Below are 19,519 nucleotides of genomic sequence, written 5' to 3'. Positions count from 1 at the left end.
GGCGCATCAACCTTGTTGCGCGGCCGGCGCGCGGCGCACGCGCATCACGGACTTGAAGCCCGAGAGAAGCGGCGCGCGAGCCATGCCGGGCGAACGTCCGAAGCTCTCCGTGATGCGATCGAGGATGATCGCCAGCAACACCACCGACAAGCCGCTCTCGAAGCCCAAGCCGATATCCAGCCGCTGAATGCTCGCGAGCACGTCGTTGCCGAGGCCGCCCGCGCCGACCATCGACGCGATGATGACCATCGACAGCGCCATCATGATCGTCTGGTTCACGCCGGTCATGATGGACGGCAGCGCGTTCGGAATCTGCACCTTATAGAGCAGTTGCCACGGCGTGCAGCCGAACGCCTGACCCGCTTCCACGATCTCGCGATTCACATGCTTGATGCCGAGCGAGGTGAGGCGCACAGCAGGCGGCATCGCGAAGATGACGGTCGACAGAATGCCGGGCACGCGGCCGAGGCCGAACAGCATCGCGGCAGGAATCAGATACACGAAGGCGGGCATGGTCTGCATGAGGTCGAGCACGGGGCGCACGACCATTTCGACCATCTTGCTCTTGGCGGTCCAGATGCCGAGCGGCACGCCGAGCAACAAGCTGATAAACGTTGAGGACAACGTAAGACCTAGCGTGATGACCATCTGATCCCAGAAGCCTGTCGCGTAGACGAGCAGGAGCGAGAGCAGCGTGAACGCCGCGAAACGCCAGCCGACGCGCCACAACCCGATGCCGACGAAAATCGCCATGAGCGCCCACATCGGAATGGCCTGCAGACCGTGTTCGATGAGCGCCGCGAAGCTCTCGATGACTTTGCCGATGGAGTCGAACGTTTTGGCGTCGTGATCGAGCAGATAGTGGACGCCGTGATCGACCCAGCTACCGAGCGGAATGATTTCAGACATGGGAACCTCGATGGCGCGTTAAGACCTGGAGCACGTTCGTCTTGTTGACCGAACCACAGTACGAACCGTCTGCATCGACGACGGGCAGCGGCGCGGGACTCGCGACCACGCGATTCACCACGTCGTCGAGCGTCATGGTTCGCTGAATGCATTCGACATGATGGATTTGCGGCACGGCGTTGCCCGTGGCGTCGCGCCCGACGAAGCCGCGAATGCGGCGCTCGGCGTCCAGCACAAACGCGTATTCCGCGCTGCCGTTGAGCGTCTTCGCGACGCTCGATGCGTCGATCTGCGGCGAATGCTTCATGACGGGCACGGCATCGGTCTGCATGAGATCGCCGGCCGTGAGGTAACGGCTCGTGTCGATGCCTTCGAAGAAGGCTTGCACGTAGTCGTCGGCGGGATTCTTGATGATTTCCTGCGGCGTGCCGATCTGCACCACGCGGCCGCCTTCCATGATCGCGATGCGCGTGCCGATGCGCATGGCTTCTTCGAGATCGTGCGAGACGAAGAGAATCGTGCGGCGCTGCTCGCGCTGAAGGTCGAGCAGCACGTTCTGCATTTCCTTGCGCTTGAGCGGATCGAGCGCGGAAAACGCTTCGTCCATGATCATCAGCGAAGGATTGACGGCAAGCGCCCGCGCGAGGCCCACGCGCTGCTGCATGCCGCCCGACAACTGCGACGGCAGCTTCTGCGCGAACGGCGCGAGGCCCACTTGTTCGAGCACGGTCATGGCGCGCGACTCGCGTTCCTTGCGTCCGACGCCCGCCACTTCCAGCCCGAACGCGGCGTTGGACAGCACCGTGCGCTGCGGCATCAGCGCGAACGACTGGAACACCATGCTCATGTCCCGGCGGCGCAGCGCCGTGAGTTCCGAGCGCGGCACGGCGGCCACATCGCGGCCGTCGATCAGCACCTTGCCGGCGGTCGGGTCGACGAGCCGGTTGATGAGGCGAATCAGCGTGGATTTGCCGGAGCCGGACAGGCCCATCAGCACGAAGATCTCGCCTTCCCTGACATCGAACGAGACGTTGTGGACGCCGACAATCTGGCCGGTACGCGAAAACACCTCTTCCTTCGACGCACCGCCGGCCAACAGGTCGATCGCCTGTTTGGGGTTGCTGCCAAACACTTTGCACAGCCCTTCGACCACTACCTTGGGGGAATCCATCGACATTCTCCAGAACCGTGGCGGACGCGCTTCCGCGCTCTGCATACATAGTTGCCAGAAAAAAGTGCCGTGAGCCGACTATTTGCGACAATCACATGTGGAAATACGACACCGATTTGTCGCAGTTTCGCGGTTGACAGCCGGACGCCCTTGCAGGACAAGGCTTTGCGGAAGAAGAGAGAGAAGCGCGCAACGGTGGATGCGTGTCGCGCCACGACAAGTCGCGGCGCGAAGCCGATGTTTCCGCCTTTGGGGTCAGGCGCTCGGGCGAATCATCTGAAACATTTCGCCGATCTCGGCGTAGTCGGCGCGATAACCCGCGCGCATGATCGGGCGCGCGGCGGCGGTATCGAAGAGACCGTCTTTCAAAAACTCGCTGCGGATATGCACGCCCACCACCTGACCGAGCGCGAGCCAGTTGTTCATCGGCTGGCCGGCGAGATCGTGGATGCGCACCACTTGTAGCAGCCGGCATTCGAGCGCCGCCGGCGACTCGGCCACGTGCGGCACGTCGACATTGCGGCCGGGCGCTTTGGTCAAGCCTGCGAGCTCGAATTCGTCGATCTCCGGCGCCACCGGCGCGGACGTGCGGTTCATGCGCTCGGCGAGCGGGCGCGTCGACATATTCCAGACGAATTCGCCGGTCGCCTCGATGTTGCTGATGCTGTCCTTGCGGCCTTCGCTGGAGAAGCCGATCACGTAAGGGAACGTCGCGAACGCGCCGAAGAAGCTGTACGGTGCGAGGTTCACGCCGCCTTCGGCGGTGCGGCTGGAAATCCAGCCGATGACGCGCGGCGCGACGATTGCCTTGAATGGGTCATGCGGCAGGCCGTGGCCTTCGCTCGGATCGTAGAAGTGGGTGTCGCCGGTCATGAGGGGCGGCGCAATGCGCGAGGGTTCGTGAGAACGAAAGGATACCGCGGCGGCTCGTCGGACGACGGGCGCGGAGAAACTGCAGGGGAAATGATGCCGTGTCGCGCGCTTGTGAGCGCGGAAGTGAGATGCTAGAAAACTGCTAGAAAAACTACAGAACTGGCGGGCGGGTGTACGGCGCTTGCCGTCGCATATTGCTTCTAGTGTGTGTCCCGCGCCGCCTTTAGCCGCGCATTACAGACGGATGCCGAAAGCCGTGCCGCGTGCCTTGCGCTGACGCTCGGATTCACGGAAACGTGCTTGATAGGAGTAGTCTTTGTCCATCGGCAGGTGCGGCGATTCGAAGAACGAAGCGAGTTTTTGCAGCAGTGCGAAGAGGTAGCTCATGTGAGACTCCGGTTGGTGATTGAGGGTTTTCCCTTAGCCATGATTATAGGGTTTGCCCTGCCGGATTCCTAGTGCAATGCAGCATTTTCTTCCCAAAAATGTTGTAGTTTTTCTACAGACACGGCTTTTTTGACCGGCTGCGAATTAGGGGCGCGACGGAAGCGGCCGCGTGACGGACATCGCGGGCCACGCCGAGGCACATTGCCGCAGCGCGCTATTGCGGGCTGAGAAGGTCGGGAACGGTGGGGAGGCAGGTCACCGGCTGCGCGATGACGCTGGCGTAGGTCGCGAGCATGGCGCACAAGAGCCATGCGAACGACTGGAACGAGTGCGAGGCAACCGCCGCGACGTGCCGATCGAGCGAGACGGTATCGGGCGAAGGAAAAGCGGTCGTGGTAGCAAGGAGCGTCGGGGCTTCGTCGCCTGAATCAGGTGAATCCGTGATCAGATCGCCTTGCATCGGCGTCTCCGCTCGCGCTTCCGTTGGCGCCGCCGCACGCGCTGCGCGCCGCCTCGCCGACGATTCCACTGCCGCCAGAAACACCTCCGGCAACTCGAAGCCCTCGAAGGTGCCCTGACGGATATCGGTGTTCATCGCCTGCTGGGTGGCGCGTTCCGCGTCCTCGGCGAAGAGGTCGAGCGTTTCGCCGGGGCGGATCGCTTCGCGCAGTTGGGCGACGCGCTGCGCGGTGCGCGCCGGACTCCGGCGGCTGGCTTTCGCGGAAGGAACGGTATCGTCCGATGAGACGTCAGGATTTCGGGGTACAGCGGAATCTGGCATAGGTCGGAAGCTGCGGATCGAAAGACTGCGGCCGTAACTGCTGGCGCGCAGCGCGCCCACGCGGTCCGGCAATAAATTTCGAGGCCGCATTGTCGCACGGCTACGGCCCTTATCCAGCGGCTTTGCGCGATGTTTCGGCGTTCAATTTCGCATCCGTGCGATGCACTCGCGCGCCGCCGCTCAGGCGTTGCCGTCTTCGCGAAACTCGCGGACGACGTCGAGTTGCCGCAAGCGCGCGCAGATCGACCGATACTCCGCTTCGGATACGCGCGACAACTCCACTTGCACTTCGTCCGAATCGGGCGACTCTTCGCTCTGCTGCACGACGAACTGCTTCACACGCACGCTGCCCGGCCCGAGCGCCTCGTGCAGCGCATGAAACGAGAGCGAGCCGCGATCGACGAGCATCGTCAGTTGTCGGCGCTGCCTCACCGAGATGAAACGTCGCTCGAGCGGCTTCAGCCCCGCCAGAATGACGAGGATGATCGCGGTCGCCGCGATCGACGCCGTGTACAGGCCGCCACCGACCGCGAGCCCGATTGCCGCGACGGACCACAGGCTCGCCGCCGTCGTCAGGCCGCGGACGATCTCGCCGCGCAAAAGGATCGAGCCCGCGCCGAGAAAGCCGATGCCCGACACGACCTGCGCCGCCACGCGCGATGGGTCCAGCACCACATGCTCCGCCTTGAGCGCATCCGCGAAGCCGAACGCGGACACGATCATGATCAGCGCGGAGCCGACGCACACGAGCATATGCGTGCGCAGCCCGGCGGCCCACGAAAGCCGCTCGCGCTCGAAGCCAATCACGCTGCCGAGCAGGGCGGCCATGACGAGCCGGGAAACAAGTTCGACGTTGTTCAACATGTTTTTCTCTCCTCGTGATACCGGCTTGTCGCGCGGCGAGCGCCGTTTGCTATGCTTGCCAGGCTACGCCGTAGCGCCTCTCGGAACACTTCTAAAGACTGTCGCATGCAACATCCATCCACGCCCGGCGCGCCATCGACGCCGTCCGCGCATCTTCAAACCGGCGCGGCGCTGCGCGCGCATTACGCGAACGTCGTGCTTCCGCTGTGGCGCGGCCCCGGCTTCAACGCGACGCTGCGTCTGCCGTTCGAAGCCGTCGGTCCCGACGACCACGCGCCGCTGCCGCCCAAGCGTTACCGCGCGATGGCGTGCGCGCGGCAACTTTTCGTTTTCACGGATGCGGGCGATCTCGATCACGCCGCGACCTTGTTCGAGTCGTTGCAGCACTACTTTCACGACACGCGCAACGGCGGTTGGTTCTATAGCGTGGATGCAAACGGCGCGCCGCTCGAGCGGCAAAAGGACTTATACACGCACGCGTTCGTCGTTTTCGCGTGCGCGCATTACGCGAGCAAGAGCGGATCGGCGCGCGCGTTCGCCGTCGTCGATGAAACGGCGAAGCTCATCGAAACGCGGTTCGCGCATGTCGGGGAAGTGCTGAACGCCGTCGTGGCGGAAGACTTCTCCGCGACGTTGGAAGGTCCGCTGCAGAACCCGCTGATGCACCTTGCGGAAGCGTGGCTCGCTGCCCGCGAAGCAACGGGCGACACCGCGTACGACGCGCGCCTCGCCACGCTCGCCGAATGGATCGCGCGCATGTTCGTGCACGAGCCGACGGGTTGCATCGCCGAATTGCCTATCGGCGCGGCGGACAACCGGCTGGAACCGGGACATCAGTTCGAATGGTATTTCCTGGTCAAGGGCAGCGGACATGCCGCATTCAAGGGCGTCACGCTGGACGAGCGGCTGGAACGCGCGTTCGACTTCGCGCAGAAGCACGGCATCGAAGAGAAGACGGGCGGGGTGTTCGCCGCGCTCGATGAAACCGGCCGCGTGATCGACGGCACGCAGCGCATCTGGGCGCAGACGGAATATCTGCGGGCGCTCGCCACGCGCGGCGACGCGCTCGGGGAGCAGATCGGCCGATACGCCGCGCGCTTCTTGCACGCGCGGGGATGGGTGGAATGCCGCGCGGCCGATGGCAGCATCAGCCGGGCGGAAATGCCGTCGACGACGCCGTATCACCTCGCCACGGCGTACGCGTCGTTGCCTGCTTAGGCGAGCTGGAACACCGAAACCGCCGCCTTCAACTGGCGCGTCTGCTCGTGCAGCGAAGACGCGGCAGCCGCGGCCTGCTCGACGAGCGCCGCGTTCTGCTGCGTCATCTCGTCCATCTGCGTGACCGCCTGATTCACCTGCTCGATGCCGACGCTCTGCTCCAGCGACGACGCGCTGATCTCCGCCATCATCTGCGTGACGCGCGAGATCGACGTGGACACCTCGCGCATCGCGGAGCCGGCGCGCTCGACCAGTTCCGAGCCGTCGCTGACCTGAGCGACGGATTCGCCGATCAACTCCTTGATCTCCTTCGCCGATTGCGCCGAACGCTGCGCGAGGCCGCGCACTTCGCCCGCCACGACCGCGAAGCCGCGGCCCTGCTCGCCTGCGCGCGCCGCTTCGACGGCCGCGTTCAACGCGAGGATGTTCGTCTGGAACGCAATGCCGTCGATGACCGAAATGATCTCGGCGATCTTGTCGGAGCTTTGCGCGATCACGCGCATCTTGTCGACCACGTCGTCCACGACGCTCGACCCGCGCGACGTCGCTTCGAGTGCTTCGCCTGCGAGCGCGTTCGCTTCGCGCGCGTGTTCGGCGTTCTGGCGCACGGTGGCGGTCAACTCTTCCATGCTCGATGCGGTTTCTTCCAGCGAAGCCGCCTGATTCTCGGTGCGCGCCGACAAGTCCGCGTTGCCGCTTGCAATTTCGTCCGCGCCGAAGTTGATGGATTCCGACGTTTCGCGCACGGTCTTCACGGTGTTCGCGACGCTCGCCTGCATGGCGGCGAGACCGGCGAACAGGCGGCCGATTTCGTTGGTGCCGCGATCCGCGATGCGCTCATCGAGGCGGCCTTGCGCAATGCGCTCGAAGTGGCGGCCGGCTTCTTCCAGCGGCGCGATGACGCCGCGACGCAGCGCGAAGTGCACGAGCACGACGCCGCCGATCAGCGCGAGCGCGATCACGATGCCCACCGCGCGGAACCACGCGTAGCGCGTGTCGATCGATTCGAGGTACGCGTTGCTCGACGCATTGCCGAAATCGACGAACTTCTGCTGTTCCGCGAGATAGCGGTCCTGAAAGCCTTGCGTCGGCTGATCGAGAAACGCCTGAATATTGCCGGCGTCGAGATACTGCACGAGTTCCGACAGCGCCTTCGCGTATTCGGCGTACTTCGTCTGCAGCGCGTTCATGCGCGCGACGTTTTCATCGCCGGTCTTGGGCGCGTTCATGAAAGCGCCGAACGACTTCTCCGCGCTCGCGAGTTCTTCGCGCGCATGCTGCACGATCTCCACCGGCTCCGTGCCGCCGCGCACCATGCGCGTACCAGCGCGCGACAGGTTGATGCGCGCATCCATCAGATGCTGCGTGGTCTTGTTGACGGCGTTGACCTGTTTCAGTGCGATGTCCGAAAGATTATTGACGTCGTCGTGCGTCTTCGAAAGCGACCAGAAGCCGAGGCCCTCGGTCACGAGTTGAAAGACGCAGAACACGACGAGTACCGCAAGCAAGCCTGATGCAACCTTGATTTTTCCAAACATCACTTCCACCCGTACTGACGATTGACCGTTCCATGACGGCGACAGTGCGGGTTTACGGCAGGCATCGCGACAAGCTTGAATCGTTAGCCGGAAAGCGTGTCTATGCAGAATCGATGCCGGTGGCGCCGGGCGCCGTGGCACGCCGAAACGCACCATTGCACGATTTTTGCCGAACTTCCTTGCGAAGCGCGCGAACGCTATCTATTGTCTTTGCAGGACGGCGCCGAACCCACCAAGGAGTGTCCGAATGGCCGAGATTGTCGATATCGCACGCGGTGCACTGAACGCGCAGCCGTTCAGCGCCTTGCTTGGCACCAAGCTGATGCAGGTCGATTCAGCGAGTCTCACGCTGTGTCTGCCGATCCGCGACGAATTGAGGCAACAACACGGCTTCGTGCATGGCGGCGTGGTGAGCTATCTGGTCGACAACGCGCTCACCTTCGCGGGCGCATTGCGGCTCGGTCCGAAGGTGGTCACGGGCGAATTCAAGATCAATCATCTGCGCCCGGCGGTGACGGGGACGCTGATGGCGCGGGCGCGCGTGGTTCATGCGGGCATGGCGCAGGCGACTTGCCAATGCGATGTCTTCGTCACCGACGGCAATACCGAGCGGCTCGTCGCGGTGGCGCAGGGGACGATCACGCGCATCGGCGACGGCGCCGCCGAAGCGCTCTACGACGCGTAGGGGTTTCTTCTGGCCCAGAAGCAAAAAACCTCGCCGCGGCGAGGTTTTCTGTTTGGAACGCGCGGGGTATTACTTGGCCGCGACGGTCTTCTGCTGCTGCTCGCCGAGGCCCTGAATGCCGAGACGCATCGTCTGACCGGCTTTCAGGAACACGGGGCTCGGCTTCACGCCCATGCCGACGCCCGGCGGCGTGCCGGTGGAAATGATGTCGCCGGGCTGCAGGCTCATCGTCTTCGACAAGTACGCGACCAGTTGCGCGACCGTAAAGACCATCGTCTTCGTGTTGCCGTTCTGATAGCGATGGCCGTCCACTTCGAGCCACAGGTCGAGCTTCTGCGGATCGTCGATTTCGTCCTTCGTGACGAGCCACGGACCGATCGGGCCAAAGGTGTCGAAACCCTTGCCCTTGTCCCACTGCGTACCGTGTTCGAGCTGCCATTCGCGCTCGGACACGTCGTTGATCACGCAATAGCCCGCGACGTAATCGAGCGCGGTGGCTTCATCGACGTACTTCGCTTCTTTGCCGATCACGACGCCCAGTTCGACTTCCCAGTCCGTCTTCTTCGAGTCGCGCGGAATCTCGACATCGTCATTCGGGCCGCAAATGGCGCTCGTCCACTTGCCGAAGATGACCGGCTCGGTCGGCACCGGCAAGTTCGATTCCGCGGCGTGGTCCGCGTAATTCAGGCCGATGCACACGAACTTGCCGACGCGCGCCACGCACGGTCCGATGCGCGGATTGCCCTCGACGACGGGCAGCGACGCCGGATCGACGGCGCGCAGTTTCGCCAGGCCCGCATCGGTCAGCGTGTCGCCGGCGATGTCGCCCACGACCGACGAAAGGTCGCGAATCTGGCCGTCCGCGTCGAGCAGGCCCGGCTTTTCCTGACCCTTGGGGCCGTAACGAAGCAGCTTCATCTGATGTGATCCTCGTGGTTCTGAAAGTTGAAAAGCGACGGACGGTCAGTTGGACCAGCCGCCATCGATAACGTGAATCTGACCCGTGGTGAACGACGACTCGTCGGAGCCGAGATACAGCGCGAGCGCCGCGATCTCGCTCGCGCGGCCGACGCGCCCCATCGGCTGACGCGCGACGAACGCGGCCTGCACCTGCTCGACGGTCGCGCCTTGCGCCTGCGCCTGCTCCGCGATGCGCTCCTTCAGCGACGGCGATTCCACGGTGCCCGGGCAAATGGCGTTGCAGCGGATGCCGCGCGTGACGAAATCCGCCGCGACCGACTTCGTCAAGCCGATGACCGCCGCCTTCGACGCGCCATACACGAAGCGGTTAGGCACGCCCTTCACGCTCGACGCCGCCGACGACATGTTGATGATCGAGCCGCCGCCCTTTTCCAGCATGGCCGGCAGGAACGCGCGGATCGTCCGGTACATGGCTTTCGCGTTCAGGTCGAAGGCGAAGTCCCAGTCGGCTTCGGTCGCTTCCAGGATCGAGCCGGCGTGCACGTATCCCGCGCAGTTGAATAGCACGTCGATTGCGCCGATCTCGTTCGCGAGGTCGCTGATTGCCTGCGCGTCGAGAACGTCGAGCTGGCGCGCCTCGAACGGCTTGCCTTCGAGCGATTCGATGCGGATATCCGTCGCGATCACGCGCGCGCCTTCAGCCGCGAACATTTCGGCCGTCGCGAGCCCGATGCCTTGTCCGGCCGCCGTGATCAGCGCGGTCTTGCCTGCCAGTCTTTGTACCATCCACTGCTCCAGTCCAGGTTAATTTTGAGACATGCCGGGTATATGGCAGGTCTCAGAGACGGTAGAACGCGCGGGCGTTTGCGCCGAAAATCGCCGCTTGCCCGGCTTTTCCGAGATGCGCGGTGAGGCGCGTGGCGGCAGCATGCCATTCAGTGTAGCCGCCGTTGAGGTTCAGCACCGGCCAATCGCTGCCCCACATCAGACGTTCTGCGCCGAATTGCTCGATCAGATGCGCGACGTAGGGTTGCAGCTTCGCCTCCGTCCAGTTCGGCGCGGCTTCGGTGGCGAGGCCCGACAGCTTGCAGTAGGGCCGCTGCGGCAGCGCCGCGAGTTGCGCGATGCCATCGGCCCAGGGTTGCCAGCCCGCGTCGATGCCGTCGCGAATCGGCGGCTTCGCGCCATGATCGACGACGATGCGCAGCAACGGATACCGCCGCGCGAACTCGACCAGCGACGGCACGTGCCGCGCGAAGATGAGCGCGTCGAAGGCGAGATCGAGCTCGATGAGGCGCTGTATCGCGGCTTCGCGGGGCGCGTGAGCGATCCACGTATCGTCGGGCAAGTCCTGAAGCATCGGGCGCACGCCTTTGAACTTCGGATCGCGTGCGAATTCGTCGATGATCTCGAGCGCGTCGTCGGAATCGAGCGGAATCCAGCCGACGACGCCCGCCATCGATTGATCGTCGCGGGCCAGCGCAAGCAGATAGCGGGTTTCATCGACGGTCGGCGCAGCCTGAACGACGACGGTGCGAGCGACGCCCGTCGCCTCGCGCAGCGGCGCGAGATCGTGTGATCCGAAGACGCGATAGAGCGGCTCGAGCTCGGGCGTGAGCCAGCCGTAATCGCCGCGCGCAGGGTCCCAATAATGCTGATGCGCGTCGATTGAGTCGTCCGGCATCATCGCGGCACCGGCGCGTTCGCGTGAAGCAGCCCTTCGGCGCGCAGCGCATCCCACAGCGCGGGCGGAATCGGCGTCGCGAACGAGGCGGCGTTTTGGCGCACTTCGTCGGGCGTGCGCGCGCCCATCAGCACGGTGGCCACAACTTTATGCGCATAAGGAAACTGGAGCGCCGCGGTGGAGAGCGCGACGCCGAAGTCGCGGCAGACCCGCTCTAGTTTGCCGACGCGTTCGACGATTTCTTTGGGCGCGTCGCCGTAGTTGAACTTGAGATCGCCGTGCGCGTTCGTATCCAGGCCACGTGCGAGGATGCCCGAGTTGAACGCTCCGCCCAGCAGGATGCTGACGCCGCGCTTCTCGCATTCGGGCAGCAAATCGTCGAGCGTGTTCTGTTCGAGTAGCGTGTAACGTCCGGCGAGAAGCGCGCAGTCAATGTCGTATTCGGCCATCGCTTCCATGACGGCTGCGCCTTCGTTGACGCCGAGCCCGACGGCTTTGACGCCGCGCGATTGCTTCAACTCATCGAGCGCGCGAAAACCGCCCTCGTCCGTCAATTGACGCCAATAGTGCGCGTTCTTTTCGCCGTGCGTGTATCGGCCGATATCGTGAATGAGCACGATGTCGATATCGATCATGCCGAGCCGATGTTGACTGTCTTCGAACGAGCGGAGGATGCCGTCGTAGGTGTAGTCGTAGATCGCCTGAAACGGCAGCGGATTCGCCCAGCCTTCGCTTCCGTCATCGGGCGTCGTTCGCGGCACGAAACGGCGGCCGACCTTCGTGGAAAGAACAAAGTCTTGCCGCGGATACCGGCGCAGCGCATCGCCCAAACGATGCTCCGCCTTCGTATGACCGTAGTGCGGCGCAGTGTCGAAGAAGCGGAGGCCCGCTTGCCACGCGGCATCCACGGTCGCGCGCGCTTCGTCTTCCGTCAGTTCGTGATAGAGGCCGCCGAGCGGCGCAGTGCCGAGCGACAGCGCCGTCACTTCAAGCGAAGTCGATCCGATTCGGCGTCGGGGCAAAACGTCCTGCGTTTCAGCGGTCATCTGCAAGCCTCGGAGAGTTGATGCGATGGACTGCGGATCGAGCGGTTGGCGGATCTAACGCTCGGGGTGGCAAAACATTCATTAATGAACGTATTATTCATAGACGCACAAAACCAAGTCAAGGATGGCGCGGCAACAAGCGGTCGGTGTATTCCCTAAGCACCGTGGCCGGCCGCCCCGACGCACGCCGAAACATGAACCGACAGACGCCAACTGCCGTGGACGCGGAAGACAACGATGCCGACCGATATCGCGCGCCTGCCCTCGACAAGGGACTGGACATTCTTGAATTGCTGGCCGAGCAGAAGTCGGGACTCACGCGTGCGGAAATCACGAAGCTGCTCGGGCGCAACGCGAGCGAGATGTATCGCATGCTCGAGCGGCTGGTTGCGCGCCAGTACGTCGTGCGCTCGCCCGAAGGCGACCGCTACTCGTTGAGCCTCAAGCTGTACGCGCTCGCGCACCGCCATCCGCCGATGAACCGGCTGATCGCAGAGGCGTTGCCCGTCATGCAGCGTTTCGCCGACGCCGCGGAGCAATCGGTGCATCTCGCCGTCTATGACCGCGGCAACTTGCTCGTCATCGCGCAGGTGGACGGCCCGGGCGCCTGGGGCATTTCCGTGCGTCTCGGCTCGCGCGTCGGATTGATCGACACAGGATCGGGCCGCGTGATATTGGCTTTTCAGACCGACGAACAGCGCGACCACATGTTGGCCGAGCATACGAAAGTCAAAGGGGAATTGCCGATTGACCGCAGCGTGCTCGACGCCGATTACCGACGAATTCGGAAAGCAGGCTTCTCGAAGAAGGAGAGTCAGCAAACCTTCGGCATCACGGACGTGACGTTCCCGCTGCTCGGTCCGTCCGGGCAAGCGATCGCGGCGCTGACGTGCCCGTACATGCGGCGGATCGACGAGTACGTGGCGCCGTCCATCGAGGAAGTCACCTCGCTGCTGAGAGATGCCGCGGCCGCGCTTTCGATGTCACGCGTCTGAACCCCGCGCGGATCACGTTAGAATGGCGGCCCTCTCAAATTAGCGGCTGCCCATTGCGAGCCGCCGTGCCTATCTCGACGCATCATCCATGGCGAAACTTCTCTCCGATTCCGAGTTCCTGCGCTTTTCCGAGCTTCAACAAAAACAAGCGAGCTTCACCATCACGACCGACGAGGCCGATGAACTGCGTGACATCGTCGCCCGCGCGCAGAAAAAACGCGACGATCGCGCCGCCGCCATGCAGGCCATCGAAGCGCACATCGCGCAGTTCGACATTAGCCCGGACGAACTCTTCTCGCCCGAGCAGATCGGCGAAGCGGCGCGCACCTACGGCCTGATCCCCGCTGCGAAGAAAGAGCGCACGCTGCCGCCGCAACTGACGTACAACGGCAAGCCGTACCAGTGGACGTCGCGCGCGTTGCCCGACGAGATTCGCACGCCGCTCTTCGAAGCGTTCACGGCGGGACATTCCGTGAAGGCGTTCATCGCGACGCCGAAGGACGCCGCGCGCTGCGCACTCACTATCGCGCGGCTCGAGCGCGAAACCGGCGCTTCGTATGCCGAAGCATTGCTGAACGAACTGTCGCTATCGCGCGAACAAATTGACGACGCGCTCTCGAAGATCGGCGCCTAACTGCGCGCGACGGACGGCGGTTGTGCCGGTGTCTCGCCGAGCCGCATCCTGAAACCGACGACGCCCGGGTCGTCGGTGCGCGTCAGTTCGAAACCGAGCTTGCGCGCCAGCCCGATCATGCCCGCGTTCTCCCGCAGGGCTTCGCCGATCATCCATCGCGTGCCGCGCTTTCTCTCATAATCGATGATTCGCGTGAGCAGCAGCGAGCCTAGGCCCTGCCCTTTCATGTCGGAGCGCGCGGCGAGCGCGAACTCGGCCGTCTCGTTGTCCGGGTCGGCGATGGCGCGTGCGACAGCAAGCGTCTCGGACGCGCCGTCTGCATTCGTTCGGGTCACGATGAGCGCCATCTCGCGGTCGTAGTCAATCTGCGTCATTCGCGCGAGTTGCGAATGATCGAAGCTGCGCACTGCGCCGAAGAAGCGCAGTCGCAAGTCTTCCGCCGTGTTCGCAGCAACGAATGCCCGATGCGCGTCTTCGTCTTCCGGTCGAATGGGGCGCACGGTGATGCGCATGCCGCGCCAGTCGAGCGTCTCTTCCATCGCGCGCGGATACGGGACGATCGCAAGCGGCTTGCGGTGCGCGCCCAACGTGAGTTGCGGCTCGTGCACGGCAACTGAGTCGCGCGTCACCTTCAACGTCAGCCGGAGTGCGACGATTTCCTCGACATAACAGACCAGTTGCGACAACGCGGTGAGCGCGTGAAGCAGCATGTCGCCCGGCAACTCCCGTGAGCGCGGCGAGCGTGCGATCAGATCGCGAGCGAGTACCGGATTCAGCGGCGGCAGCGAGAATTCATGAAGCGCATCCGCGAGCCCGAGCGCGCCCTCTGCCCGGAACTCGAACACAGGGCCAAAGACGCGATGATTGAGAAGGCGCGTTTGTATTTCGACTCCGTCGCTGGACTGTGCACCGCAAGGGCCCGGCGTCACGGCGATGCCAAAGCGAACGAGAATGCGCGATGCGCGCGCCCCACTCAACTCGGTCGTGCCGTTCGCCAGCGCCTCGCGGACTTCCTGCTGCGCATCGTCGATGTCTTTCGGCACGTCTGCGGGTAAGCCGTCCGGCGTCTGCATGAGCAGTTCACGGCCGTGCCGGAAATCGACCAGTCGCGCGAAGCCGCGCGCTAGTCGATGCGGCGTCGTATGCACGGGAATCCCTGCTGCGTGAAGATCATCGCGCGTCGCCGCATCGATGCATCCGAAGAAGCACGCAAGCAGACCGCGATAGCTATGCTGACGCTCCGCGATCAGCGTGCGCGCAACGTCCGCGACCGGTGCGCTGTGCGTCGGCGCATGCACGACGAATACCGTCCCGGTCTCGCGGTACGGTGCGAGCGTCCGGAGGGCTTCACCGAAGTCGTTCGCTGCCGCGTCGTCGCCGAGCAGCAGTGGATTGCTCCCTTCCGCTTTCGGTAATGCGATCGCAACGGCGTCCCGTGCAGCCCCAGGAAAGGGGGCGAGCCCCCCTCCCGCCGCGCCGAATGCGTCTTTCGCGAGCGCCGCGACGCCGCGATCGCTCGTGACGACGGTCGCCACGTCGCTAGCGGCGACGCGGCCTACGCCGAGGGTCTCGATTTCGTCGAGAAGGTCGTCGAGTGAGTCGACGCGCACTAGCCCCGCGCGCCTGAACGCAGCACCGTACAGGCGATCGAACGGGTCGTCGTGACCGGTGCGCAGCACGAGCACGGGCTTGTTTCGCGCGGCCGCACGCGCAGCGGACATGAACTTTCGCGCTGCGCTTATCGTCTCGATGGCGAGCAGAATTGCGCGCGTCGACGCGTCGCTCGCCAGGAAGTCGACGACGTCCCCGGCGTCAACATCGGCTTCGTCCCCAAGGGCCACGATTCTCGAGAAGCCGAGGCCGCGAGCGCGGGCCCATCCCAAGACGCCATTCGTCAGCGCGTTGGATGCAGACACCCATGCGACTCCGCCCGACTTCACGTCGCACACCGGCGCACCGAGACAGGCGCCGATTGAAGGCGTCATGACGCAAAGGCTCGCCGGCCCAACGACGCGGAGCAAATGCGGGCGGGCGGCAGCCAGCGTGCCAGTTGTCCAGTCGAACTGTGATGAACCGACCGATGGCTCATTCGACGCAGCGGAGCGGCTCCCGTGCGCCTCGCCGATAATGACCGCCGCCTTCGTTCCTCGCCGACCGAGAGCTTCAATCAGCGAGGGCCAAGTCTCGGGCCGTGTACACAATACCGCGACGCTCGGCGCATCAGGAAGACTGTCGACGTCTGGAAAGACGCGTTGTCCCTCCAGTAATGTGTAACGCGGATTCACGGGCCAGACAGGGCCGGCGAATCCACACGACGTTGCCCGTTTCCATACCATCTCACCGATGCTGCCCGCGCGTGAGGAGGCGCCTATGACCGCAATTGACTGCGGGGCGAAAAGAGTGTCGAGGTTACGGACTGTCATGGCAACCCTCGCCAAGTACGTGAGCGGTAAGCATAGGCGATTTTCCAATACTGCCCAACGCCAGGCGGATGATCTGGCGCGCAAGACTTTATGCGCATAAAGCACACCGCCGCTGCGCCGGAAAGGGGCTTTATGCGCATAAAGCCTTATCCGTTCAGCTAACGCGTAGTATTACGTCCAATATCGCTGGAAAAAACTCTATCGCTATGTAGAATTCCAAGCGTACATTTTCGGAGCGAAACGTGGCGGCGGAAATCATAGCGATCACGCAACAGAAGGGCGGTGTCGGCAAAAGCACAATAGCGATGCACCTAGGCGCGGCCTTCCATGAAAAGAACAAGCGCGTGCTCGTCGTCGACGCTGATGGCCAGAACACGCTTATTCATTGGTCAAGCGCCGCCTCGGAAGACGCGTCCGGCATTTTGTTTCCGGTGGTGAATCTTTCGGAGGCGGGCGGCCAGATCCACCGCGAGATCAGGAAGTTCATCAACGACTACGACATCATCGTCGTGGATTGTCCGCCGTCGATTACGGAGAAGGTGTCGGGCGTGGTGCTCTTAGCCGCAAGCATCGCAGTCATTCCGACGTCGTCCTCGCCCGCTGATTACTGGTCGAGCGTCGGGCTCGTCAAGCTGGTGCAGCAAGCGCAGGTCATGAACGAAGACCTACGCGCGGTGTTCCTGCTCAACAAGACCGAAGAGAAACGCATGCTGACGCGCGAATTAAAAGTCGCACTTGAAGAGCTCGGCTTTCCGCTGCTGAAGACGCAGATCCCGACGCGTGAGTGCTACAAACAAGCCATGGCGCTCGGTCAGACTGTGCTGCAAATGACAGATCGCGGCTCACGGCTCGCAGCGGCCGAGATCCGCGCGTGTGCCGACGAGATCCTGGCCATCGTCGCCTGACTTTATGCGCATAAAGGACCCGGAATGAAACCGTCGCAGTTCGCAAAGGGCTTCAAAGCCCGTCCCGATACCACGAGCAGCGAGAAGAGAACCGCGCTCGATCGACTCAACGCGATTGACGGCATCGTCGACCTACAGCAGGTGTCGCAAGCCGCAGCCAATGGCCGGTCGAGCGCATTCGCCTCCGAGGAGCGATCCGACAATGATGCAGTACACGAATCCGAGCCGTATCGAGCTTGGCGACGAGCGAATCGATACACGGCAGGGCAGGTCATTGATTTGCCGCTTAAGGCAATCAAGCCTAGCCCGTTCAACCCACGGCACTTCTATCTGAAGGCCTCGATCGCCGAACTCGCAGTGAACCTGGCGAAACAGGGTCAACAGCAAGCCATCCACGTCATTCCTGACTACGATGAACCTGGCATGTTCTTCGTGAGCGACGGCGGCCGGCGCGTGCGGGCGCTCAAGGAGGCCAACAAGGAGACGGTCAAGGCAGTCGTCGTGGACTTGCCGATCGGCATCGAGAGTTACAAGCTCGGCTACGACCTCAACGTGCAGCGCGATTCGCAGACCGTCTTCGACAACGCGGTCGTGTGGCGTCGGTTCCTCGACGAGCAACACTTTCAAAGCCAACGCGAACTAGCCGAACATCTTGGGCTCGACGAATCGACAATCGCGGTCGCGCTGTCTATCGCGAAGCTCCCCGAAAACGTGATGCAGGAGATGGTGGCCCGGCCGGACCGGTTCGGTTCGAATATGGCGTACCAGGTCTCGCGCTATCACGCTGCGCGTGGGAGCGACGCGACGCTTAGGCTCATCAATAAGATTACGTCGGACGACCTAAGCACTCGCCAGGTCGCCGATATCGTGAAGGGGCGCGCCAGTGCGCAAGAGGCACCGAAGCCGCTCGGTCGCCAACGGTACGCGCAACGCCTGGAGGTTAAGCTGGACGGCGTTGCAGTCGGGGATCTGAAATCTTATGGGGAAGACCGGCTTGAGTTGAGACTGCGGGGCTTGTCGCGGGAGAAACGCGACGAGTTGCTGCATCAGATTGAGACGATGTTGGAACGGGCCAACACGCAGAATTAACGGTGCGCAGCTGACGGGGCGCGCCGCCTCGTCAGCTCGCTCGCGACTGGCTCAGCGTAAAAGCGAGCAAGTCGCCATCGGTCGGCTCGCCCCACGTCCGCCGGGCGAGCCAGTCAAAGAACGATGTTTCCGCGAGCTTGGAATCCAATCCGCGCTTTCGCCAATCGTCGCGCATATGCGCTCCAAGCTCCGGCAACAGTTCTTGCTCGAAACTCTGACGTGCCAGCTCCCGTTCTTCCTCACCTTGCTCTTCATACATCGCGCGCGCTTCTTTTCGTCGGAAGGCCGAGAATTCCCCTAACAACCGCGCTTTCAGATCGTCCGCCGCCGAGGCGCTCGGCGCACCGGCCCGCGGTGATGCGCCGTTCGCAACGGACGGCAAGGCTTCGACCGGCGGCGCATAGCCCTTCTTCAGAGCGTCTTTGAACAAAGCGGCTGCGCTGCGAACCGGCGGTAGGGTCGTGCTGCGCATGCGCTGCTCCGTCATCAGCAATGCGGCGCGGATGCGATTCTCCTCGCTGTCGGCGTAGAGCGTCTGCGCCTCCTTCAGCGAAATGCCAATCTTCACCATTCTATCGACGAGCGTGCTGTCGAAAACATTCGGATGCTCGTCCAACGCAAGCATCGGCTGCTTGCGCTCGGTCACGCGAAATTGAATCTCGGCGACGCGACGCCCCTCGCGATGCTCCACCAGTTCGACAAAGATATTCGTTACAGCGTTGACTTCCGCAATCGCGGGGCGCAGGTAGTCACGCTTGAAGTACTTGTACTCGCGTTTTGCCTCATCGCCGGCCTCCGTATCGGGCGTGCCGGACAGGATCGGCCGCCACCATTCCCAGGTTTCGCGCATGGTTAGATGGCTGGGATTCGTCAGATATCGGACGCAGATCTCGTAGAGCGCAAGGCCAGCGCTGCTGCGCAATTGGCTTTGGAACTGGAGACTCAACCTGGCATACTGAACCGGGTCAAGCAGCTTCTTTTTTATCTTTGGCGCAAACGAGAATTCGACCCAAACCCGACGCGTCGACGGGTCCTCGAGAATTTCCGCGTCCGCGATGAGTGTGGATATGCCCCACTTGCGGCCGGGTTTCTGGCTCGATGTACCCGTGCTCCACTCCACTTGCACCGAGACCATGCGGCGCAAGTGTTCTTTGACCAGTGCCGTGTCGTTCGAATCGAAGGCCGAATTCGCGACTATGTCGGAGAGCAGCGCGCGATAGGTATCACCGGACTCGTCCGCCTGTTGGGCGACGGCGAGCAACACGTTGAACAGCTTGCGCGTCAGCAGCGTGATTTTCCCGCTCTTAGGCTGAATCGCGATGGCCTCAACGGCCTTGCGCAGTTCCGCGGAGCTGGGGCTGACTACGTCGGTCTTCTTTGCGCGCCTGGTCGCCAT

General features: G+C 63.2%; 18 protein-coding genes and 2 pseudogenes. 7 read left to right on the top strand and 13 right to left on the bottom strand.

Annotated features, from left to right (window positions below):
* Positions 1-6: 6 nt before the first annotated feature.
* From choW to JYK05_RS13765, 6 genes are all read right to left on the bottom strand, one after another.
* Entirely contained in the window at positions 7-909 is a 903-nt protein-coding gene (gene choW, locus JYK05_RS13790; RefSeq protein ID WP_175940831.1) for a choline ABC transporter permease subunit, read from the bottom strand.
* Complete coding sequence (locus JYK05_RS13785; protein ID WP_175940830.1) at positions 902-2,080, bottom strand: glycine betaine/L-proline ABC transporter ATP-binding protein; 1,179 nt, start codon at positions 2,078-2,080, stop codon at positions 902-904. The genes choW and JYK05_RS13785 overlap by 8 nt, the downstream gene beginning before the upstream one ends.
* 255 nt (positions 2,081-2,335) lie before the next feature.
* Positions 2,336-2,953 carry a flavin reductase family protein gene (locus JYK05_RS13780; protein ID WP_175940829.1) on the bottom strand — a complete coding sequence of 206 codons (618 nt, stop codon included), beginning with the start codon at positions 2,951-2,953 and terminating at the stop codon, positions 2,336-2,338.
* Between the two features lie 234 nt (positions 2,954-3,187).
* Positions 3,188-3,340: a hypothetical protein gene (locus JYK05_RS13775; protein WP_175940828.1), complete on the bottom strand. Its 153-nt coding sequence runs from the start codon at positions 3,338-3,340 to the stop codon at positions 3,188-3,190.
* Positions 3,341-3,554: 214 nt separating this feature from the next.
* Entirely contained in the window at positions 3,555-4,193 is a 639-nt protein-coding gene (locus tag JYK05_RS13770; RefSeq protein ID WP_206469027.1) for a hypothetical protein, read from the bottom strand.
* A 108-nt stretch (positions 4,194-4,301) separates the two neighbouring features.
* Complete coding sequence (locus tag JYK05_RS13765; RefSeq protein WP_206469026.1) at positions 4,302-4,985, bottom strand: MgtC/SapB family protein; 684 nt, start codon at positions 4,983-4,985, stop codon at positions 4,302-4,304.
* 105 nt (positions 4,986-5,090) lie between these two features.
* Here JYK05_RS13765 and JYK05_RS13760 point away from each other — a divergent pair, with 105 nt between their 5' ends.
* Positions 5,091-6,203, top strand: coding sequence for an AGE family epimerase/isomerase (locus JYK05_RS13760; protein ID WP_241269957.1), 1,113 nt, complete (start codon positions 5,091-5,093; stop codon positions 6,201-6,203).
* On the opposite strand, the gene JYK05_RS13755 is transcribed toward JYK05_RS13760, so the two are convergent.
* Positions 6,200-7,741, bottom strand: coding sequence for a methyl-accepting chemotaxis protein (locus JYK05_RS13755; protein WP_206469022.1), 1,542 nt, complete (start codon positions 7,739-7,741; stop codon positions 6,200-6,202). The two genes, JYK05_RS13760 and JYK05_RS13755, sit on opposite strands and share 4 nt — an antisense overlap.
* Positions 7,742-7,988: 247 nt before the next feature.
* Here JYK05_RS13755 and JYK05_RS13750 point away from each other — a divergent pair, with 247 nt between their 5' ends.
* Positions 7,989-8,426 carry a PaaI family thioesterase gene (locus JYK05_RS13750; RefSeq protein ID WP_206469020.1) on the top strand — a complete coding sequence of 146 codons (438 nt, stop codon included), beginning with the start codon at positions 7,989-7,991 and terminating at the stop codon, positions 8,424-8,426.
* Between the two features lie 69 nt (positions 8,427-8,495).
* Here JYK05_RS13750 and JYK05_RS13745 read toward each other — a convergent pair whose 3' ends face one another.
* The 4 genes from JYK05_RS13745 to JYK05_RS13730 are packed head-to-tail and all read right to left on the bottom strand — an operon-like array spanning position 8,496 to position 12,077.
* On the bottom strand, positions 8,496-9,344 hold the full coding sequence (locus JYK05_RS13745) for an ureidoglycolate lyase (protein WP_175940823.1): 849 nt from the start codon (positions 9,342-9,344) through the stop codon (positions 8,496-8,498).
* A 45-nt stretch (positions 9,345-9,389) separates the two neighbouring features.
* A complete protein-coding gene (locus JYK05_RS13740; RefSeq protein WP_206469018.1) occupies positions 9,390-10,133 on the bottom strand; it encodes an SDR family oxidoreductase in 744 nt (247 codons plus the stop codon).
* A 52-nt stretch (positions 10,134-10,185) separates the two neighbouring features.
* A complete protein-coding gene (locus JYK05_RS13735; RefSeq protein ID WP_241269956.1) occupies positions 10,186-11,034 on the bottom strand; it encodes an amidohydrolase in 849 nt (282 codons plus the stop codon).
* Positions 11,031-12,077, bottom strand: coding sequence for an aldo/keto reductase (locus JYK05_RS13730; RefSeq protein ID WP_206469016.1), 1,047 nt, complete (start codon positions 12,075-12,077; stop codon positions 11,031-11,033). The genes JYK05_RS13735 and JYK05_RS13730 overlap by 4 nt, the downstream gene beginning before the upstream one ends.
* 194 nt (positions 12,078-12,271) lie before the next feature.
* Here JYK05_RS13730 and JYK05_RS13725 point away from each other — a divergent pair, with 194 nt between their 5' ends.
* Both JYK05_RS13725 and JYK05_RS13720 read left to right on the top strand, forming a co-directional pair.
* Positions 12,272-13,072, top strand: a complete 801-nt coding sequence (locus JYK05_RS13725; RefSeq protein WP_241269955.1) for an IclR family transcriptional regulator — start codon at positions 12,272-12,274, stop codon at positions 13,070-13,072.
* 88 nt (positions 13,073-13,160) lie between these two features.
* Positions 13,161-13,706: a hypothetical protein gene (locus JYK05_RS13720; protein WP_175940819.1), complete on the top strand. Its 546-nt coding sequence runs from the start codon at positions 13,161-13,163 to the stop codon at positions 13,704-13,706.
* On the opposite strand, the gene JYK05_RS13715 is transcribed toward JYK05_RS13720, so the two are convergent.
* A complete protein-coding gene (locus JYK05_RS13715) occupies positions 13,703-16,129 on the bottom strand; it encodes a GNAT family N-acetyltransferase (protein WP_206469014.1) in 2,427 nt (808 codons plus the stop codon). The two genes, JYK05_RS13720 and JYK05_RS13715, sit on opposite strands and share 4 nt — an antisense overlap.
* Positions 16,130-16,371: 242 nt before the next feature.
* On the opposite strand from JYK05_RS13715, the gene parA reads away from it, so the two are divergent.
* From parA to JYK05_RS13705, 3 genes and pseudogenes are all read left to right on the top strand, one after another.
* A complete protein-coding gene (parA, locus tag JYK05_RS13710) occupies positions 16,372-17,034 on the top strand; it encodes a ParA family partition ATPase (protein ID WP_206469012.1) in 663 nt (220 codons plus the stop codon).
* A 24-nt stretch (positions 17,035-17,058) separates the two neighbouring features.
* Positions 17,059-17,164 (top strand): annotated as a pseudogene (locus tag JYK05_RS26690) (chromosome partitioning protein ParB); the annotation flags it as partial.
* Positions 17,165-17,238: 74 nt separating this feature from the next.
* Positions 17,239-18,123 (top strand): annotated as a pseudogene (locus JYK05_RS13705) (ParB/RepB/Spo0J family partition protein); the annotation flags it as partial.
* Positions 18,124-18,154: 31 nt separating this feature from the next.
* Here the strand turns inward: JYK05_RS13705 and JYK05_RS13700 are convergent.
* A complete protein-coding gene (locus JYK05_RS13700) occupies positions 18,155-19,519 on the bottom strand; it encodes a replication initiation protein (RefSeq protein ID WP_206469010.1) in 1,365 nt (454 codons plus the stop codon).

Origin of the sequence: Caballeronia sp. M1242, from assembly GCF_017220215.1 — a bacterium.
Lineage (GTDB): Bacteria > Pseudomonadota > Gammaproteobacteria > Burkholderiales > Burkholderiaceae > Caballeronia.
This window is presented reverse-complemented; position numbering and strand designations above follow the sequence as displayed.

Bases quoted from the DNA above. Each gene is read 5' to 3' on its own strand.
- choW (WP_175940831.1), bottom strand. From the start codon at position 909: ATGTCTGAAATCATTCCGCTCGGTAGCTGGGTCGATCACGGCGTCCAC.
- JYK05_RS13785 (WP_175940830.1), bottom strand. From the start codon at position 2,080: ATGGATTCCCCCAAGGTAGTGGTCGAAGGGCTGTGCAAAGTGTTTGGC.
- JYK05_RS13780 (WP_175940829.1), bottom strand. From the start codon at position 2,953: ATGACCGGCGACACCCACTTCTACGATCCGAGCGAAGGCCACGGCCTG.
- JYK05_RS13775 (WP_175940828.1), bottom strand. From the start codon at position 3,340: ATGAGCTACCTCTTCGCACTGCTGCAAAAACTCGCTTCGTTCTTCGAA.
- JYK05_RS13765 (WP_206469026.1), bottom strand. From the start codon at position 4,985: ATGTTGAACAACGTCGAACTTGTTTCCCGGCTCGTCATGGCCGCCCTG.
- JYK05_RS13760 (WP_241269957.1), top strand. From the start codon at position 5,091: ATGCAACATCCATCCACGCCCGGCGCGCCATCGACGCCGTCCGCGCAT.
- JYK05_RS13755 (WP_206469022.1), bottom strand. From the start codon at position 7,741: ATGTTTGGAAAAATCAAGGTTGCATCAGGCTTGCTTGCGGTACTCGTC.
- JYK05_RS13750 (WP_206469020.1), top strand. From the start codon at position 7,989: ATGGCCGAGATTGTCGATATCGCACGCGGTGCACTGAACGCGCAGCCG.
- JYK05_RS13745 (WP_175940823.1), bottom strand. From the start codon at position 9,344: ATGAAGCTGCTTCGTTACGGCCCCAAGGGTCAGGAAAAGCCGGGCCTG.
- JYK05_RS13740 (WP_206469018.1), bottom strand. From the start codon at position 10,133: ATGGTACAAAGACTGGCAGGCAAGACCGCGCTGATCACGGCGGCCGGA.
- JYK05_RS13735 (WP_241269956.1), bottom strand. From the start codon at position 11,034: ATGATGCCGGACGACTCAATCGACGCGCATCAGCATTATTGGGACCCT.
- JYK05_RS13730 (WP_206469016.1), bottom strand. From the start codon at position 12,077: ATGACCGCTGAAACGCAGGACGTTTTGCCCCGACGCCGAATCGGATCG.
- JYK05_RS13725 (WP_241269955.1), top strand. From the start codon at position 12,272: ATGAACCGACAGACGCCAACTGCCGTGGACGCGGAAGACAACGATGCC.
- JYK05_RS13720 (WP_175940819.1), top strand. From the start codon at position 13,161: ATGGCGAAACTTCTCTCCGATTCCGAGTTCCTGCGCTTTTCCGAGCTT.
- JYK05_RS13715 (WP_206469014.1), bottom strand. From the start codon at position 16,129: ATGACAGTCCGTAACCTCGACACTCTTTTCGCCCCGCAGTCAATTGCG.
- JYK05_RS13700 (WP_206469010.1), bottom strand. From the start codon at position 19,519: ATGGCGACCAGGCGCGCAAAGAAGACCGACGTAGTCAGCCCCAGCTCC.